Genomic DNA, 18035 nt, shown 5'->3' with positions numbered 1-18035 from the left:
AGGTACGACAAAGCAAAAGAGGCCGTCTATGCGACGACCTCTCCGCGTGTGCTTAGCGTACGTGTCCGAGGGGGGACTTGAACCCCCACCCCCTTGCGAGGACTAGCACCTCAAGCTAGCGCGTCTGCCATTCCGCCACCCGGACCGGTGTGGCTGAAGCATATACGCCCCCAGAACGCCCCCTGAACCAGGGGGCACGCAACGCCGGCACGCCCGCCTACGATCGGGGCCGCACAGGCGCGTGGACAGCGAGGAGGACGGCCGGTGAAGGTCATCGTCGAGGCCGACGGGGGGTCGCGGGGCAATCCCGGGCCTGCCGGGTACGGGGCCGTTGTCCGCGACCACCGGAGCGGGGAGACGCTGGCCGAGCGCAAGGGGTTCGTGGGGGTCGCCACCAACAACGTGGCCGAGTACCAGGGGCTCATCGCGGGGCTCAGGGCTGCGGCGGAGGTCGGGGCCGGGGTCGTCGAGGTGCGGATGGACTCCAAGCTGGTCGTCGAGCAGATGTCGGGGCGGTGGAAGATCAAGCACCCCTCGATGCAGCCGTTGGCGCAGGAAGCGCGGCAGGTGGCGCAGGAGTTCGACCGGGTCTCGTACGAGTGGATTCCGCGGGAGCGCAACCGGCAGGCTGACCGGCTTGCGAACGAAGCCATGGACGAGGCGCAAAAGCCTCAGGAACCCCGAAAGCCCTCCCAACCGGTCCAAGTCAAAGCCGAAGGCGACAAGCAGCCGCACTGGAGTGGAGCCACGGGCGAGCCCACGCGGCTGATCCTCCTGCGGCACGGGCAGACCAGGTTGAGCGTCGAGCGCCGCTACTCCGGCCACGGCGACCACCCGCTCACCGAGTTGGGGCTGGAGCAGGCGGCCAAGGCCGCGCAGCGGCTGTCCAAGGTGGAGGACGTCGCGGCGGTCGTGTCGTCGCCGTTGCAGCGGGCCGCGCAGACCGCGCGGGAGGTCGCTGACGCGGTCGGGCTTGAGGTGGTCACCCATCAGGGGCTCATCGAGACCGATTTCGGCGCGTGGGAGGGGCTGACGTTCGCGGAGGCGGCGCAGCGGGACCCCGACGTGCACCGGCGGTGGCTGGGGGACACGAGTGTCCAGCCGCCGCAGGGGGAGAGTTTCGACCAGGTGCACGCGCGGGTGCGGAAGGCGCGCACGGACCTGATTGCCAAGTACGGCGGCAAGACGCTCGTGGTCGTGAGTCACGTCACGCCGATCAAGACGTTGCTGCGGCAGGCGTTGGACGTCGGGCCGCAGTTCCTGTTCCGGATGCACCTGGACCTGACCGGCGTCTCGATCGCCGAGTTCTACCCGGACGGGCACGCGTCGGTGAAGTTGATCAACGACACGTCACACCTGGGCTGAAGCTAGGAACGGCGGCGGTGCACCGCCAGGGCGACCGCCGCCGCGACCAGGGCGCCGCTGAGGGCCAGCACCTCGACGTCGGGGAGGGTGGAGGGGTCCGCGGATGCCTCTGCCGGTGGTCCGGTGTCGAGCAGCAGGAAGGTGAAGACGGCCAACAGGAGCACGACGCCGAACAGCTTCACGGTTCCCCTCCCGGAGTGGTCAGCCGGCCTTGCGCAGGTGGGGCGTCAGCGCCGTCATGAACCGGTCCGCCGCGGCCTCCAGCGCCGTGGTCGCCGCCGGGGTGCCGACGTTCTGGTCCAGCACGAACTCGCCGCGCACCACGTGGTCCGCGCCCTTCGAGGCGAGCAACGGGTGCAGCGCGTAGTCCATCGCCACCAGGAACCCCTGGCTGCCGCCGGTCGCGAGCGGCAGGACGGCGCGGCCGCGCAGCGCCTTCTTCGGCAGCAGGTCCAGCAGCGCCTTGACCAGGCCGCTGTAGGCCGCGCGGTAGACCGGGGAGGCGACGACGACGCCGTCGGCGGAGAGCACGGAGCTCACGGCCGCGGCGATCTTCGGGTCGCGCAGGTCCTCGGTGAGCAGCGACAACGTTGGCAGCGCGCGCACGTTCAGGTGGGTCACGCGGTGGCCGGCGGCCTCCAGCAGCGCGGCGACGCAGGACACGACGAGACCGGTGGGCGCGGCGGGGGACGGCGCGCCGGAGATGATCAGCAGCTCGGACACGGCAGGGCACTCCCTGAGATCGCGGACGTGGGCGGTGGCGGTCTCAGCGGCAACACAGGCTGGCTGCCACGCGGCCGTAGTCGACGTGGCGACGTCGTGTCATGGGTGTGAGTGAAGCAACGTTCGGACCAGTGGACAACCGCTCCCAGCCGCTGGGATATCCTGGTGGACGCGGATGAGTCGGCAGGGCGGCCGCGGCGGGAGACCGTCGAGGAAAGTCCGGACTCCACAGGGCAGGGTGGTTGTTAACGGCAACCAGGGGCGACCCTCGGGACAGTGCCACAGAGAACAGACCGCCTCGGCCCACGGCCGGGGTAAGGGTGAAACGGTGGTGTAAGAGACCACCAGCGCCCCAGGTGACTGGGGCGGCTAGGTAAACCCCACCCGGAGCAAGGCCAAGAGGGCGCCTGACCGAAAGCGACGGCGCCTGCGCGAGCGTTCGAGGGCGGCCCGCCCGATGCTCGCGGGTAGGCCGCTAGAGCCTGTCGGCGACGGCAGGCCGAGATGGATGGCCGCCGAGCGGGGCGTGAGCCCCGTGAACAGGATCCGGCTTACATGCCGGCTCATCCGCCTGTATTGATGGACGCATGCTTTCTCACCTGGAGTGCGCCCGGTGCGGCCGTGAGCACGACGCCAACGCCGTCCAGAACCTCTGCCACTCCTGCGCCTCGCCGCTGCTGGCCCGCTACGACCTGACCCGCGTCACCCGGCCGACGGCCGAGAACTCGCTGTGGCGCTACCGCGACGTGCTGCCGGTGTTCAGCCCGGACCCGGCGTTCAGCCTCGGCGAGGGCATGACCCCGCTGGTGCCGCTGCCGGCGCTGAGCCGGGCGCTGGACGCGAACGTCATCATGAAGGACGAGTCGCTCGTGCCGACCGGGTCGTTCAAGGCCCGCGGCGCGGCCGTCGGCGTCGCGAAGGCCAAGGAGCTCGGCATCAAGGGCATCAAGATGCCGACCAACGGCAACGCGGGCGCCGCCTGGGCCCTGTACGCGGCCCGCGCCGGGTTGCGCAGCGTCATCGCCATGCCCGAGGACGCCCCGCTGATCACCCGCGAGGAGGTCGCGGCGAGCGGTGCCGAGCTGCGGATCGTGCCCGGCACCATCGCCGACGCGGCCAAGGCCCTCGCCGACGTCGACCTGTTCGACGCGTCGACCCTCAGGGAGCCCTACCGGATCGAGGGCAAGAAGACGATGGGCTACGAGATCGTCGAACAGCTCGGCTGGCGGGTGCCCGACGTGATCGTCTACCCGACCGGCGGCGGGGTCGGCCTGATCGGGATCTACAAGGCGCTGCAGGAGATGCGCGAGCTCGGCTGGATCAGCGAGAAGCTGCCCAGGCTGGTCGCCGTGCAGGCGACGGGCTGCGCGCCGGTCGTGCGGGCGTTCGTGGAGGGCGCGGAGGAGTCGGTGTTCTGGGAGGGCGCCCACACCGCCGCGTTCGGCATCAACGTGCCGAAACCGCTGGGGGACTTCATCATCCTCGAAGCGCTCCGGCAGACCAACGGCACCGCGGTCGCCGTCACCGACGAGCAGATCGAGGCCGACCGCGCCGAGTGCGCCCGGCTCGAAGGCGTGTTCCTGTGCCCGGAGGGTGCCGCGACCGTCAGCGCCGTCAGGCAGCTGCGCGCGGACGGCTGGCTCCAGCCGGCCGACGAGGTGGTCGTGCTCAACACCGGTGCGGGCGTCAAATACCCGGGGATCCGCCTCTAAGTACGCGCAGGCCCTGAGGGCGTTACAGAAATGCGGCCGTTCGAGTGGTGCGCCGGCCCCGGTTCACCACTCCCGGTATCACGGCCCGCACGCCCCCATCCTCCTGTCAGACGGTCGGCCCCTGCAGCCGGCCGTACCACCGAGGAGGGGGAACAAGACGATGCAACGCAAGCTGACCGCGGTGCTGGCCCTGTCCAGCCTGATCACCGCGGGAGCCGCGGGCACCAGCCTCGCCGCAGAGGCGGAGCTGCCCGTGTACGGGGTGACGAGCTCCGGGCTCGACCAGGAGCAGGCGCAGAAGCTGCAGAGGGCGTTGGGGCTCAAGGACGTCGCCAGGTCCGAGAGCGGTGAGGTGGCGTTCGCCGACGAGCAGCGCTACCTCCAGGTCCCGACCGTCGACAAAGGACGGGGCAAGGAGGACGAGGACGGCAACGAGACCACGCAGTCCGCACTGGACCTGGAGGCCCTCAAGCGCATCCAGACCGTCCCGACCGACGTGGCCGTGAAGCGCGTCCAGGAGGCGCTGCGCTCCGCCGGTGTGCTGCCGGACAACGCCACGCCGACCGCCCGGCACACGACGTTCGAGCTCGCGGACGCCAACGGCCGCACCGGGCTCACGCAGAACCTCGACACGTCGGTGTCGTACACGTTCGACCTCGGCGGCATCCCGCTGGAGGGCGAGGGCGCGAACATCCGCGTCGCGTTCGACGCGCAGGGCGTCACGGCGCTCAGCCACGCCGCCCGCACGTACGAGAAGACCGGCAGCGTGAAGGTCAACGACCTGGCCCACGGCCTGAAGCTGTGCCAGAGCTACCTCGGCGCCGAGGTGAAGCCGGACGTGAACTACGTCTACGCGGCCCCTGCGCTCGGCGAGAAGGTCGACCGGGTGGAGCCGTCGTTCCGCTGCACCGGCCGCAACGCCGACGGCGGCGCACCGCAGGCCATCATCCTGCCCGCGGTGGTGGGCGCGGAGATGCCCGCCCCGCAGCCGCCGCAGACCCCGCGTCCCGAGCAGCAGCTCAAGGCGCAGCGCGCCGGCACCCAGGTCGGCAGCGAGGGCACCGGCAACTGCTCCGGCCTGCCCAACACCCCGGCCAACATCGGCTCGTTCAACTCCGAGGCGAGCAGCCACGGCATCACCCGCGACTTCAGCTGGCTCGACCACAACGCCTGGGAGAGCGACTTCAAGGACCCGGTGTTCCCCGGCGGTGACGACACCAACTGGGCCGACGACGTCGACCTGACCTACTGGCAGGGCCACGGTTCCGGCACCGGCTTCTACTTCACCGGCTGCTCCAACCACAACGACACCAAGCTCGCCAACACCGAGGCGCGCTGGGGCAACAACGACGTCGAGTGGATGAGCCTCTTCACCTGCCTGATCCTGGAGACGAACACCGGTGGCCAGACGTGGGGCCAGCGCTGGGGACAGGCGTTCCGCGGCCTGCACCAGATCAACAGCTTCACCACGATCAGCTACAACTCCTCCAACCACGGCGGCAAGTACGGCCACTACCTGTGGCGCTCGCCGTTCCTGTGGTGGAACAAGCCGATGAAGGTCCGCGACGCGTGGGCGCAGGCCAGCATCGACACCCAGCCCGCGTCCGTCGAGTGGGCGACCATGGGCGTGTACCTGGGCGCGTCCGGTGGGTACGGCAACTTCAACGACTACTTCTGGGGCAAGGGCTCCGTGGGTCCCGACTACGCCTCGACCGGCATGTTCTGGCGGATCCGCGGCGGGTCCTGACCCTGCCCGGCACACCGGTGGGAGGCCTGGCGACTGCGGTCGCCGGGCCTTTCCGGCGTGCTCAGCGCTTCGCCGGCCGCCCGGACGGCATCCGCAGCACGGGCCGGAACGGCTCCCCGCCGTTGTACAGCTCCTCCAGTTCTGTCACGTACGCCAGGACAGCCGGGTTGACGATGTCCGCGAGCGAGCGCACCCCGGCCTGCGGTTCGTACGACGCGAGGTACGTGGCCGCCGCACGGGCGCGCTCCAGCACCGAACGGTCGAAGTTGATCGTCCGCTGGACCCGGCGCCGGGATTGCGGGCCCGTCCCGGTAGGCTGGGGAACGCCTGGAGCACTAGGGGAGGCTGTGATTCCGTCCACACTTCCGTCCGGCACGAGGTCAGGTTCGAGCATGGGCGAATCTCCTCGGAGTCGTCGCTTCGGGGCGTACGCGCGGCGGAGCCGCGAACCGGCCGTTCAGCGCATCCACCCTGGATGGACACGTGCGCGGTTTTGAGACGCACGCACTGTGTGTGACCAGGGCGTTCGCAGTCGGGTGAACCTTGCCAGCGACGGAGAGAATCTTGGTCCTGGTGTTCCCCACTGACGTCTCCTCAGTGATGATGTGTCGGCCAGATTAGACGTAATTCGCCGCCCGGGGAACGCCCAGATGATCTGCAGCCAGCTCCACTTGCTCCACACGCCGTGACGAACTCGTGTTCTACTCGTAGCGCAAGCCCGAGCGCACTCAGGAGTACCTAAATGACCGCCATGGAACTGGTGACACTCGCTCAGCAGCAGCCGACGGTGCCGGGCACAAACAACATCCGCGACTGGATCCTGGGCAACATCGTTCCCCTGCTCCTGCTCACCGTCGCGTTGCTGCTGCTCTGGCTGGGTGGCGGCAAGGGCGACAACGCGGGTGTCATGCGCCGCCTCGGTGGTGTGATCGTCGCACTGGCCATCATCGGCCTCGCGGTCACGACCGACGCGGGCAAGAACATCGGGCAGTGGCTCGCCGGTTTGTTCGTCGGAGGCTGACGCGTGCGGGTTCGCACTGACGACGAGGTCTACCGGGTCGACGCCGTCTGGCTGGGCCCGCCGAAAGCGACCTTCCCCTGGCGTGCGCGCTACGTCGCGTGGGGCGTCGGGATCGTCGTTTTCCTCGTCGTACTCACGATCGAGCGCCAGATGGGCATCGGGTTCGGGTTCTTCTCGACCGCGTGGGCCCTCGTCGCCACGATCATCCTGACCAGGTTCATCACCCAGCGGATCAGCCACGAACGGCCGCTCACGGCGGTCATGTCGATGTGGGTCCGCGAGCTCACCGCACCTCGAGAACGCACGGCCAGCACCGGCGGGGCGGCCAGTGCCGCCCGGATCCGGGTCAGCTCGCAGCGCCCTCGTCCCAAGTTGAGCAAGAAACAACGGGCGAGACAGCAGGCCCAGAACCGCCGGACGTCAGCCACGCGCAAGAAGGAGGTTCGCGGTGTTCGGACGCCGGCGAGACCGTGATCGTCGCTCCGCCCAGCACATCGCGCAGCACGCGGCCGCGGACCCGCGCGACCGCGACCGGGCCGCGTACTCCAAGCGCGGCCGCCGCCTGCCCGGCGAGCAGGCGGTGCCCAGCTACACGCCGTCGATCAGCGCCCGCAGCATCGACGGCCACCTGCTGCGCACCGGCCAGGAGGTCTACGCCTGGTACCGGCTCGCGCCGCAGCGCTGGTCGTTCCGCAGCGACTCGCAGCGCCAGGACCTGATCGCCGCCATCGCCGGTCAGTACGCCGAGCTGCAGGGCCGCTGGATGCACCTGCGGGTCACGACGCGGCCGTACCCGATCCGCATGTGGGCCGAGGCGCACGTGCACAACGCCGTCAAGCGCCTGCCGGACACCCCCGGCACGCTGACGTTCGACGACTACATGGTCGGCGAGCAGCAGCAGCTCATGGGCCGCTCGATGGCGGAGAAAGAGGTCTACCTGGGCGTCCAGGTGCAGACCCGCAACATGATGGACCGGGCCGTCGAACGCGCGGCCCCCGTGCTGCGCAAGGTCTTCCCGGACGCCGTCGACGCCGAGCTGGTGGCGCTGGACTCCGAGGTCGAGCACCTCGACCAGGTCATCGGGTCGGCCGGTCTCGAAGGCCGTCCCGCGACGGCCGAGGAGATGTCCTGGCTGATGCACCGGTCGTGCTCGCTGGGCCTGCCCGCACCGCGCAACCTGCCCGCGGTGCCGGGTGCCGCGTGGGAGCCGGAGGACCTGGCCAGCTTCACCGACGCCGCGGACTTCCACCAGGAGCCGTACTCGCCGACGGTGACCGTGCGCGGCCGCACCGGCTCGAACGCGGGCATCCGGCGGCACGTCGCCGTGCTCACCGTCGGGCTGATGCACGGCCTGCAGATCCCCGAGGTCGACGACCCGTGGGTGCAGCGCGCCGACCGGCTGCCCGCCTCCGTCGAGTGGTCCGCGCGGATCTACGTGCGCCGCCCGGAGGAGGTGTCCGGCGAGCTCTCCCGCCAGATGAGCAAGGTGCGCTCGCAGGTCCGCCACTACACCGACGAGCACGAGCTGGAACCGCCGCAGTCGCTGGCCCGCCAGGCCGGGCGCGTGCTGGAGATCGACGACGAGATGACGTCGGGCTTCACCGCGCTGGGCACTAGGGTGCGCTCGTGGTGGCGGCTCGCGGTCTCCGGGCCGACCGAGCGCGAGGCCCTGCGCCTGGCCCAGCAGCTGCTGGAGCTGTACAAGCCCAAGATCGCCATCGACCACCCGGAGGCGCAGTACGCGATCGCCCGCGAGTTCATCCCCGGTGAGCCGCTGTCGAACGGCGCGTACCTGCGGCGCGGCAGCGTGCTGTGGGCGGCGTCCGCCGTCCCGACGGCCACGGCCGAGGTCGGTGACCGCCGCGGCATCCTGCTCGGCGAGACCGTCACGGCCACCCGGCGCCCGGTCGCCTGGGACCCGTGGATGGCCCAGGAGCTGCGCGACGCGTCCGGTCTGACGGCGATGGTCGCGGGTCTGGGCGCCGGCAAGTCGTTCCTCGGCGGCGGCATCGTCTACAAGACGCTGCGCTCCGGCGCGCACTGGACGCTGCTCGACCCGTCCGGTCCGCTGGCCGCGCTGTGCGAGCTGCCGGAGCTGCGCCCGTACGCCCGGCCGATCAACCTGCTCAACGCCCAGCCCGGCATCCTCAACCCGTACCGGGTGGTCGCCGAGCCGATGATCGAGCACTTCCTCGACGAGGACGACCCGGAACGCGCGTGGCGCAGGGAGAAGGCACTCGCCGCGGCCACCCGCCGCCGGCTGGTGCTGGACGTGCTCACCGGTCTGCTGCCGTTCGAGGTCGCCCGCCTGCCGCAGACGCGCATCGTGCTGCTTCGCGCGGTCCGCACCGTCGGCGGCCGCTTCGACGCCCACCCCGGTCTCGTCTTCGAGGCGCTGCGCCGGGACGCGTCCGAGCACCACGAGCACGCCGTGGTCGTCGCGGACTTCCTCGACGAGATGCGCGAGCGCATGTCGTTGCTGATCCCCGAGGCGAACGCCGACCCGTACAACGAGGCGCGGGACGACCGGCTCACGGTGCTGACCATGGCGGGCCTGAACCTGCCCAAGGACGGCGTCGGCCGCGAGCACTGGACGGACGCGGAGTCGCTCGGCGTCGAGATGCTGAACCTCGCCGCGTGGCTCACCCAGCGCTCGATCTACGAGAAGCCGAAGGACCAGCGCAAGGGCGTCTGGATCGACGAGGCGTTCTTCCTGTCGGAGGTCCCGACCGGTCGCGTGCTGATGAACCGCTTCGCTCGCGACTCGCGCAAGTGGAACGTCCGCGTGCTGCTGTCCTCGCAGATCCCCGCCGACTTCCTCAAGATCCAGGGCTTCGTCGCCCTGCTCGACTCGGTCTTCGTCGGCAGGCTCGACGACGACCAGGCGCAGGCGGACGCGCTGCGGTTGCTGAAGGTGCCCGTGGGGGCCGGTTACGAGCAGGTCGTCGCCTCGCTCGGCCGCCGTCCCGGTGGTGAGCGGAGCGTGTCCGAACGCGACCGCGCGCCGCGGCAGTTCATCTTCGGCGACGGTGCCGGTGGCGTGGAACGGATCCGCATCGACTTCAGCGGTCCGCACCTCGAGCACCTGCGCAACGCGCTCGACACGACTCCGGACGCCAAGCGCGACCGCGATGCTCTTCCGTCGGGCGAGGAGGACCAGGTGCCGTCAGTGCCACAACCCGCGTACGTGCCGGACGAGATCGACGACGAGCTCGCCGCCGACCTCGAACTGGGGCTGACAGAGGACGAGGCCCACCTGGTGGGTCACGGTGACGGCTCCAACCGCCACCGGGACGGCGTGGCATGACGCTGTTGGCGGTCGTGGTCTCGGTCGTCGCCTTGCTCTGGGCGAGGCGGCGGTTCGGGCTGCGCCTCTCCCAGCGCGTGGGCGCGCGCACGAGGGCCATCGGTCTCGTGTCGGCGATCCTGGCACTCCAGGTGGTACTGGGTGCCCCGGCCGCCCACGCCCAAAACTGCGGTGAGGCACCCAATCCGGAACGTCCGGGTGCGGGCATGGTCGGCGCGCTCGACCCGCCGGTCGGCAACGGCCTGCCGGGCTCGGCGTACCTGGACTACGGCTACGCCGGCATGGTCTGGCACTACTACCAGAAGAGCTGCACCATCCCGAACGCCAACGCCACGATCGACACGTGGGCGGGCAACGAGCTCTTCAGCATCGGCAAGAACATCGTCGGCGCCACCAACGCGCTGCACTACACGGTGATGGGCCGCGGTCTGCTGGTGCCGCTGGACGACGCCGTGAACAACGGTGTGCAGAAGGTCTACGACAACGTCTACCTGCGCTGGTTCGGGCTGGTCGCGCTGATCCTCGCGATCCTGATGTTCCGGCAGATCTGGACCGGCGACTTCGCCGCGATCTCCAAACGCGGGCTCTGGGCGCTGGCCGCGATGTGGCTCGCCACGTCGACGTTGGCGCTGCCCCAGTTCTACAACCTCCTCGACAACACCCTGGTCTCCAAGACGTCGGAGATACAGGCGGGCTTCATCGAGGCCCCCGAGGAGCAGGGCACACTCCACGTGCTGCCGACGAAACTGCACGAAGCCGTTGTGTACCAGAGCTGGTTGCGCGGCGCGTTCGGCACTCCCGAGGCACCGCAGGCCGTCGAGTACGGCCCGCGCATCCTCAAGGCGCAGGCCTGGACCACGGCCGAGATCGCCGAGCACAAGGACGCCGACCAGGCGGCGCTGAGCGCCAAGAAGGCCGAGTGGATCGCACTCGAAGGCCAGCTCGGCACCGCGAAGGGCTACTTCGACGGCACCGACGGCAGCCGCACCGGCGCGGGGTTCCTCTCGCTGCTGCAGGCGGTCGCGTTCTCGCTGTTCCAGCTGTTCGCGAAGGGCGCGGTGCTGCTGGCCCAGCTGCTGCTGCGCATCCTCACGCTCGCCGGCCCGCTCATCGGCCTCGTCGCGCTGATCCACCACGACCTGCTGCGCAAGGTCGCCCGCGCGGCCGCCGTGACGGTGTTCAACGTGCTGGTGCTCGCGGTCCTCGCGGGTGTCCACGCGCTGCTGCTGCAGGCGATCTTCAACGCGACCGGGCTGTCGCTGCTGACGAGGACGTTGCTGGGACTGATGCTCACCCTGGTGTGCTTCGTGATCGGCAAACCGCTGCGGCGCATGTGGCAGATGGTCGAGATGTCGGTCGGCTCGGCGAGCAACGTCCTGCCGATGCAGGGCGGCGTCTGGTCGAAGCTGCGCGGCCGCAAGCAGACCGGGCCCAGCCCGCAGGACGAGTTCTGGGACTCGGTGCGCGAGGGCGACGGCGCCGGCGAGGAGGTGCCGCAGCGGGGCCGCGGACGGGTGCGCCCGGAGGCGTCGAACCCGGTCGCGGCCACCGCCCAGCGGCTCGACCGCGGTGCGCCGAGCCAGATCAACTCGTCCGGCGACGGCTACAGCACCACGCGCGCCGGTGCGCTGCCCGCGGGATCGGGCCCGGCGGCGCTGCCGGTCGGCCGGTCGCGCGTCGTGGACAGCCCACCGGTCACCGACCGGCAGTGGGACCGCGTGGACGACGCGGTGCTCGTGCCGTCGCGGTCGAACGGCTACTCGGCCCCGGTGCAGGAACCGCGGCGCGCGGAGACCGAAGTGGTGGCGGGACGCCAGGTGCACGTGATCTACCGGCCGTCGCGCGGCTTCGAAGTCAGGGACAACTGAGGAAGGGGGACAACCGGTGCCTATCCGCACGAACCGCGGCCGTGCCGCGGTCTACCGCAGCCTGTGGGGCTGGCCGATGCGTTCCCCGCGCCACCTCGGTGCGTCGATCGTCATCTTCGTGCTGCTCGTGGTCGCCCTCGGGGTGATCATCCCGAGGATGCTGGACCGCTCGCCGACCGGCACGACGGTGGCGGCCCAGTCGACCTCCGTGCAGCCGACCCAGGTGGGGCAGCTGCCCAGCAGCGGGGTGTCGCTGCCGACCAAGCTGCCGCCGCCGACGAACTCGGCGCAGGCCGCGCCGCCGCAGGCGGACGCGCAGCTGGTGGCCGAGCTCTGGGCGGAGAACTGGATCAAGCCGCCGCCCAACAACGACGTCGAGAAGTGGCTCGCGAACCTCCGCCCGTACACCACGGAGGAGTTCCTCGCGCAGATGGCGACCATCGACCCGAAGAACGTGCCGGACAAGATCACCGAGAAGGTCGCCCCGGTGCGGTCCACGGTGTCGTCGGCCGACTTCCGGGTCGGCACCGACTCCGGCAAGGTCGTCATCACGTTGATCAAGCTTTCGCCCAGCAACGAGTGGCGGGTCAACAGCTACACGAAGGCGGACTGAGCCATGCGCCTCATGTTGATCATCGGTGCGGTCGTCGTGGCCATCGTGACGGTGGTCGCGACGTCCGGTGTCACGCAAGTGGTCAACAACCAGAGCGGTGCGGCCGGCGGAGCCGGCGTGCTGCGGATGAGCTGCAACGCCTCGATCGGGCCGTGGGACGCGGGCGGCGGCGACAAGGGCCGCCACGACGCGTCGCGCCTCAACGACGAGCAGCGCAACATCGTCGCCCAGATCATCTCCATCGGCCAGCAGCGGGAGCTGCCGCCGCTGGCGTGGCAGATCGCGATCCAGGCCGGCATGACCGAGTCGGGTCTGCGCCCGCTGAACTACGGCGACCGCGACTCGCTCGGCATCTTCCAGATGCGCCCGTCGATGGGCTGGGGCACCGAGGCCCAGGTGGTCGACCCGGTCTACGCGATCAACAAGTTCTACGACGTGCTGCTGAAGGTGCCGGACTGGGAGAACCGCAGGCCCGGCGACTCGGCGCAGGCGGTGGAGCGCTCGGCGTTCCCGGACAGGTACCACAACTGGGAGTCCATGGCGGCGTTCCTGCTGAGCGAGCTCGGCCAGATCTCCGACCCGGCCGGCTGCGGCGCGGGCGCCGGCGAGTTCCTGGTCGCCTCGAACGCGGCGGGTGTCGCCATCGAGTTCACCAAGCAGCAGCTCGGCGAGCCGTACCTGTGGGGCGGCAACGGCCCGGACGCCTGGGACTGCTCCGGCATCCTGGTCAAGGCGTTCGCGGGGGCGGGGGTCAAGATCCCGCGGGTGGCGAACGACCAGTACGAGAAGGGCGGCGCCCACCTGCCGGTCCGCGACGCGCAGCCGGGCGACCTGATCTTCTGGGCCTACAACACGGCCGACCCGCGTTCGGTGCACCACGTGGCCATGTACCTCGGCGGCGACGAGTACATCCACGCACCGCAGACGGGTGACGTCGTGAAGATCAGCAAGATCAACTGGAACTACCACGAGTTGATGCCGATGGCCGTCCGGCCGGGCGTGTAGATCGCGGGGAGGCGCTGCATGTTCAACCACAACCCCATCCCGAGGCCCGCCGGACCACCCGCGTCGAGCGCACCCGTGCGCGACTACACGGCCGCCGGCGCTCCCGGTGTCTCGTCCGACTACGTGGTGGTCCCGCGCGCGCTGGCCGAGGCCATGCCGTTGCCGTGGCAGCAGCACATGGTCCACCTGCTCGCGGAGTTCCACCGCACCTACGGCCACCTGAAGTGGCCGATCTACCGCGTGGTGCCCTCGCGCTACGAGAAGCTCACCGACCTCGACGAGGAACAGCTCGCGGAGGTCGGTGCCGTGGTGGAGATCGACTCGGACGGTTCGCTGGTCTACCGTGACCGGTCCGACCGCTTGATCGACAACGCCGAGCACCGCACGGTCCTGGTCTCGTGTTTGGATCCGATCCCGTCGGAGTACGCCAACGCCAACCAGTCCACGCCGCCGCGGGGATTCCCGGCGCCCATGGGAGGCGAACGCGCATGAGTGACACCAGCGGGTGGTTCTACTGCCTGACCCACCAGACCGTCGAGCAGGGCAAGGGCTGCCGGGGCGCTGACCGGATGGGCCCGTACCCGGACGAGGCCACGGCCGCACGCGCCCTGGAGATCGCCCGCGAACGCACGCGTTCCGCGGACGAGGCGGACAAGAAGTGGCGCGGCGACGACGAGGACTGATCGCCGGTCCTTAGGCTGTGCGGGTGGCCTCCCTGGTGATCCGCACGGGTCGTGCTGACCTGTCCTTCGACGGCATCCGCACCGAGTTCGGGCTGCGGCCGGTGTTCCCGGCCGCGGCACTGGCCGAGGCGCAGGAGGCGGTCGCCCGCCCGGTGGGCGACCGCCTCGACCTCACGTCGATCCCGTTCGTGACGATCGACCCGCCCGGCGCGAAGGACCTGGACCAGGCGCTGTGCCTGGACCGCACGTCCTCCGGTTTCGTGGTGCACTACGCGATCGCCGACCTGGGCCTGTTCGTGACGCCGGGCGGCGCGCTGGACGAGGAGGTCCGGCGCCGCGGCCAGACGGTGTACCTGCCCGACGGCAACGTGCCGCTGCACCCGACCGTGCTGTCCGAGGGCGCCGCGTCACTGCTGCCCGGCGTGGTGCGGCCGGCGGTGGTGTGGACGTTCACGTGCTCGGCCGACGGCGAGGTCGCCGCGGTCGAGGTCCGGCGCGCTCTCGTCCGTTCGACCGCGCAGTTCGACTACGCCTCCGTCCAGCGGACCTTCGACGCCGGCACCCCGCACCCGTCGGTGGCGGCGCTGGCGGAGTTCGGCCCGCTGCGGCGGGCACTGGCCCGTTCCCGCGGCGCGATCGAGCTGCAGCTGCCCGAGCAGGAGGTCGAACCCGACGGCGCCGGCTGGAAGCTGGTGACCCGCCCGCGGGCCGCCGTGGACTCCTGGAACGCCGAGATCTCGCTGATGACCGGCATGGCGGCGGCGAAGATGATGATCGAGGCCCGCGTCGGTGTCCTGCGGACCCTGCCGGACCCGGACGCCGAGGCCGTGGCGTCGCTGCGGAAGTCGGCGGCGGCGCTGGGCGTGCCGTGGGCCGCCGGGGTGTCGCCGGGTGCGTTCCTGGCCGACCTGGACGCCTCGACACCGGAGGCGCTGGCGCTGTTCACGGACGCCACGCGCCTGCTGCGGGGTGCGGGCTACTCGGCGTTCAACGGCACGGTGCCCGAGCTCGTGACGCACGCGGGGGTCGCGGCGCCGTACACGCACGTGACCGCACCGCTGCGCCGGCTCGTCGACCGGTTCGCCACCGAGGTGTGCCTGGCGGTGTCGGCGGGGAAGCCGGTGCCCGCGTGGCTGGCGGAGGCGCTGCCGTTGCTGCCGTCGCTGATGGGGGCGTCGGACTCGCTCGCGTCGAAGGTGGAGCGGGCGACGCTGGACCAGGTCGAGGCGTGGGTGCTGAGCGGACGGGTCGGGCAGGAGTTCGAGGCCGTCGTGCTGCGGGCGGGGGACGACGAGGCGGAGGTGTTCATCGCCTCGCCGCCGATCCTCGCCAAGTGCGCCGGCCCCCGCCTCTCCGAGGGCGAACGCATCCGCGTGCGCCTCGCGGAAGCCGACCCGCCTTCCCGCCGCGTCCACTTCACCGCCCAGCTCTGACGCCACGCGGGCCCCTTTCGTGCCCTCTTGGCGCACGCGGGGCCCTTTCGTGCCCTCCTGGCGCACGCGGGGACCTTTCGTGCGATCCCCGCGTGCGCGGGCTATCGGCGTTCGCGGCGTAGTCACACGTGTCGAGCGCAAGGTCACGTTGGGCCGCACGCCCCCACCGGACCGTGTGAAGATGCACGGGTGACAGAGATTCGTGACCTCACCGTCGGCGTGCTCGGTGGCACCGGTGCCCAGGGCAAGGGCCTCGCCATCCGCTGGGCCAGGGCCGGGCTCAAGGTGATCATCGGCTCCCGCAGTGCCGAACGGGCCGGGCTCGCCGCCGAGGAGATCGTCGGCGTCGCCGGTGGTGACGTCAGGGGCGCGGACAACGCCGACTGCGCGGCCGACTCCGACGTCGTGCTCGTCGCGGTGCCGTGGGACGGGCACGGCGACCTGCTGGCGTCGTTGCGGGACCAGCTGGCGGGGAAGATCGTCATCGACTGCGTGAACCCGCTCGGGTTCGACAAGCAGGGCCCGTTCGCGTTGCCGGTGACCGAGGGCAGCGCGGCGCAGCAGGCGGAGCTGCTGCTGCCGGAGTCGCGGGTCACGGCCGCGTTCCACCACGTGTCCGCGGTGCTGCTGGCGGACCTGACGGTGTCCGAAGTGGACATGGACGTGCTGGTGCTGGGCGACGACCGCGAGGCCACGGACACCGTGCGCGAGCTGGCCGAGCTGGTGCCGGGCTTCCGCGGCGTCTACGGCGGGCGGCTGCGCAACGCGCACCAGGTCGAGGCGTTCACGGCGAACCTCATCGCGGTCAACCGCCGGTACAAGGCGCACGCCGGTCTGAAGATCACGGGAGTCTGATGCTGCCCGTCGACGACCTCGGTGAGCCGGTTCCGGTCGACCGGCCCCGGCGCGTGGTCAGCCTGGTGCCGTCCATCACCGAGGCCGTCGCGGTCAGCGTTCCGGGAGCACTGGCCGGTGCGACGGACTACTGCACGCACCCGGCCGGCCTGGACGTCGAGCGGGTCGGCGGCTCGAAGTACCCGGACGTGGAGGAGGTTCTGCGGCTGCGGCCCGACCTCGTGATCGCGAACTCCGAGGAGAACCGCGCCGAGGACGTCGACCGGTTGCGCGCCGACGGCATCCCGGTGTGGGTGACCGAGGCGCCGCGGACCGTGCCGATGGCGCTGGCGTCGCTGCGGCGGCTCTTCGCCACCGCCTGGGACCTCGAACCCGGCTGGCTCGTCGACGCCGAGGACCTGTGGCGGGACACCGCACCGCAACGCCTCACCGCGCTCATCCCTGTGTGGCGCCGGCCGTGGGTGGTCGTCGGCCGCGACACGTTCGCCACCGACGTGCTGCGCAGGCTCGGCGTCGAGAACGTCTACGCCTCCCACGAGGAACGCTATCCGCGGCCGAGCCTGGACGAGCTGAACGAGCAGCGGCCCGACCTGGTGGTGCTGCCCGACGAGCCGTACGCGTTCACCCACTCCGACGGGCCGGAGAGCTTCCCCGGCCTGCCGTACGTGCTCGTCAACGGCCGTCACCTCACGTGGTACGGGCCCTCCCTCGTGGAGGCCAGGGCGAGCCTCGAACGGGTGCTGGGCCACCTCGGGGGCTAGTCGCGGAACCGGTCGGTGGCCGCCAGCAGCGCCGCGAGGACACCGGGTTCGTCGTAGGCGTGCCCGGCGTCCGGCACCAGCACGAGCTCCGAACCGGGCCACGCCTTGTGCAGGTCCCACGCCGACACCGCGGGCGTCGCCATGTCGTAGCGGCCCTGCACGATCACGCCCGGGATGCCCGCCAGCCGGTCGGCGTCGCGGATCAGCTGACCCTCCTCGAACCAGCCGTCGTGCACGAAGTAGTGGTTCTCGATCCGGGCGAACGCCAGCGCGTACGCCGGTTCCGCGAACTGCGCCACCAGCTCGGGCCTGGGCAGCAACGTCACCGTCGCGCCCTCCCACGTGCTCCACGCGACCGCCGCCGGGCCGTGCACCGCAGGGTCTGGGTCGGCCAGCAGCCCCGCGTACAGCTGAACGGGGTCGCCGGACATGCCCTCCAACGGCGCCATGAACTTCTCCCACAGGTCGGGGAAGACGTTCGCCGCACCACCGCGGTAGTACCAGTCCACTTCGGACTTGCGCAGCGTGAAGATGCCGCGCAGCACCAGTTCCGTGACGCGGTCGGGGTGCTTCTGCGCGTACGCCAGCGCCAGCGTCGACCCCCAGGACCCGCCGAACACCTGCCACCGCTCGACCCGCAGCGACTCGCGCAGCAGCTCCACGTCGGCGACGAGGTGCCAGGTCGTGTTCAGCGAGAGGTCACCGGACACCGACGCGTGCGGCAGCGAACGCCCGCAGCCGCGCTGGTCGAACAACACGATCCGGTACACCTCGGGGTCGAACAGCCGGCGGTGCGCGGGGGAGCAGCCGCCGCCGGGACCACCGTGCAGGAAGACGACGGGCTTGCCGGAGGGGTTGCCGCACTCCTCCCAGTACACCTGGTTGCCGTCGCCGGTGTCCAGCAGGCCTGACGCGTGGGGCTCGATCTCCGGGTACATGGGC

The 18035-nt window shown here is 70.9% G+C and carries 18 protein-coding genes, 1 tRNA gene and 1 other RNA gene; 15 read left to right on the top strand and 5 right to left on the bottom strand.

Annotation, left to right across the window (positions count from 1 at the left end):
* Positions 1 to 62 precede the first annotated feature (62 nt).
* Positions 63 to 145 (bottom strand) — tRNA-Leu (locus ACZ7CD_RS39525).
* A gap of 119 nt (positions 146 to 264) precedes the next feature.
* Between ACZ7CD_RS39525 and ACZ7CD_RS39520 the strand changes: the two genes are divergently transcribed.
* Positions 265 to 1365 carry a bifunctional RNase H/acid phosphatase gene (locus ACZ7CD_RS39520; RefSeq protein ID WP_470380983.1) on the top strand — a complete coding sequence of 367 codons (1101 nt, stop codon included), beginning with the start codon at positions 265 to 267 and terminating at the stop codon, positions 1363 to 1365.
* Positions 1366 to 1367: 2 nt separating this feature from the next.
* Here ACZ7CD_RS39520 and ACZ7CD_RS39515 read toward each other — a convergent pair whose 3' ends face one another.
* Both ACZ7CD_RS39515 and ACZ7CD_RS39510 read right to left on the bottom strand, forming a co-directional pair.
* The gene (locus ACZ7CD_RS39515) at positions 1368 to 1547 is read right to left on the bottom strand and encodes a hypothetical protein (protein ID WP_360386512.1); all 180 of its coding nucleotides are present in this window, start codon (positions 1545 to 1547) and stop codon (positions 1368 to 1370) included.
* A gap of 19 nt (positions 1548 to 1566) precedes the next feature.
* Positions 1567 to 2088, bottom strand: coding sequence for an NAD(P)H-dependent oxidoreductase (locus ACZ7CD_RS39510; RefSeq protein WP_470380982.1), 522 nt, complete (start codon positions 2086 to 2088; stop codon positions 1567 to 1569).
* A gap of 176 nt (positions 2089 to 2264) precedes the next feature.
* Here ACZ7CD_RS39510 and rnpB point away from each other — a divergent pair.
* The 3 genes from rnpB (at position 2265) to ACZ7CD_RS39495 (ending at position 5547) form a co-directional block, all read left to right on the top strand.
* An RNA gene (gene rnpB / locus ACZ7CD_RS39505) (RNase P RNA component class A) lies at positions 2265 to 2658 on the top strand.
* 17 nt (positions 2659 to 2675) lie between these two features.
* A complete protein-coding gene (locus ACZ7CD_RS39500) occupies positions 2676 to 3800 on the top strand; it encodes a threonine synthase (protein WP_360386518.1) in 1125 nt (374 codons plus the stop codon).
* Positions 3801 to 3960: 160 nt separating this feature from the next.
* Positions 3961 to 5547, top strand: coding sequence for a DUF6345 domain-containing protein (locus ACZ7CD_RS39495; protein WP_470380981.1), 1587 nt, complete (start codon positions 3961 to 3963; stop codon positions 5545 to 5547).
* Between the two features lie 61 nt (positions 5548 to 5608).
* Here the strand turns inward: ACZ7CD_RS39495 and ACZ7CD_RS39490 are convergent, their stop codons facing one another.
* Positions 5609 to 5800: a ParB family protein gene (locus tag ACZ7CD_RS39490; RefSeq protein ID WP_360386523.1), complete on the bottom strand. Its 192-nt coding sequence runs from the start codon at positions 5798 to 5800 to the stop codon at positions 5609 to 5611.
* Positions 5801 to 6289: 489 nt separating this feature from the next.
* Between ACZ7CD_RS39490 and ACZ7CD_RS39485 the strand changes: the two genes are divergently transcribed.
* From ACZ7CD_RS39485 to ACZ7CD_RS39435, 11 genes are all read left to right on the top strand, one after another.
* Entirely contained in the window at positions 6290 to 6568 is a 279-nt protein-coding gene (locus tag ACZ7CD_RS39485; RefSeq protein ID WP_360386526.1) for a hypothetical protein, read from the top strand.
* 3 nt (positions 6569 to 6571) lie between these two features.
* On the top strand, positions 6572 to 7042 hold the full coding sequence (locus ACZ7CD_RS39480) for a hypothetical protein (RefSeq protein WP_360386528.1): 471 nt from the start codon (positions 6572 to 6574) through the stop codon (positions 7040 to 7042).
* Positions 7043 to 7061: 19 nt separating this feature from the next.
* Entirely contained in the window at positions 7062 to 9875 is a 2814-nt protein-coding gene (locus ACZ7CD_RS39475; protein ID WP_360386695.1) for an ATP-binding protein, read from the top strand.
* Positions 9872 to 11743 carry a hypothetical protein gene (locus ACZ7CD_RS39470; RefSeq protein ID WP_360386531.1) on the top strand — a complete coding sequence of 624 codons (1872 nt, stop codon included), beginning with the start codon at positions 9872 to 9874 and terminating at the stop codon, positions 11741 to 11743. Before ACZ7CD_RS39475 ends, ACZ7CD_RS39470 begins: the two co-directional genes overlap by 4 nt.
* A gap of 16 nt (positions 11744 to 11759) precedes the next feature.
* A complete protein-coding gene (locus ACZ7CD_RS39465; RefSeq protein ID WP_458429224.1) occupies positions 11760 to 12356 on the top strand; it encodes a hypothetical protein in 597 nt (198 codons plus the stop codon).
* 3 nt (positions 12357 to 12359) lie between these two features.
* Positions 12360 to 13361, top strand: a complete 1002-nt coding sequence (locus tag ACZ7CD_RS39460; RefSeq protein ID WP_360386537.1) for a C40 family peptidase — start codon at positions 12360 to 12362, stop codon at positions 13359 to 13361.
* An 18-nt stretch (positions 13362 to 13379) separates the two neighbouring features.
* The gene (locus ACZ7CD_RS39455) at positions 13380 to 13853 is read left to right on the top strand and encodes a hypothetical protein (RefSeq protein ID WP_360386540.1); all 474 of its coding nucleotides are present in this window, start codon (positions 13380 to 13382) and stop codon (positions 13851 to 13853) included.
* Entirely contained in the window at positions 13850 to 14044 is a 195-nt protein-coding gene (locus ACZ7CD_RS39450; RefSeq protein WP_360386543.1) for a hypothetical protein, read from the top strand. The genes ACZ7CD_RS39455 and ACZ7CD_RS39450 overlap by 4 nt, the downstream gene beginning before the upstream one ends.
* A gap of 35 nt (positions 14045 to 14079) precedes the next feature.
* Entirely contained in the window at positions 14080 to 15477 is a 1398-nt protein-coding gene (locus ACZ7CD_RS39445; protein ID WP_470380984.1) for an RNB domain-containing ribonuclease, read from the top strand.
* Between the two features lie 189 nt (positions 15478 to 15666).
* Complete coding sequence (gene npdG / locus ACZ7CD_RS39440; RefSeq protein WP_360386545.1) at positions 15667 to 16332, top strand: NADPH-dependent F420 reductase; 666 nt, start codon at positions 15667 to 15669, stop codon at positions 16330 to 16332.
* Complete coding sequence (locus ACZ7CD_RS39435) at positions 16332 to 17093, top strand: helical backbone metal receptor (protein WP_470380980.1); 762 nt, start codon at positions 16332 to 16334, stop codon at positions 17091 to 17093. Before npdG ends, ACZ7CD_RS39435 begins: the two co-directional genes overlap by 1 nt.
* On the opposite strand, the gene pip is transcribed toward ACZ7CD_RS39435, so the two are convergent.
* Positions 17090 to 18031 carry a prolyl aminopeptidase gene (pip, locus tag ACZ7CD_RS39430; protein WP_470380979.1) on the bottom strand — a complete coding sequence of 314 codons (942 nt, stop codon included), beginning with the start codon at positions 18029 to 18031 and terminating at the stop codon, positions 17090 to 17092. The two genes, ACZ7CD_RS39435 and pip, sit on opposite strands and share 4 nt — an antisense overlap.
* Between the last annotated feature and the right edge of the window lie 4 nt (positions 18032 to 18035).

Source organism: Lentzea sp. NPDC036949, from assembly GCF_055608075.1.
Note: the sequence above shows the minus strand (reverse complement) of the source record. Positions and strands in the feature narration are given on the sequence as shown.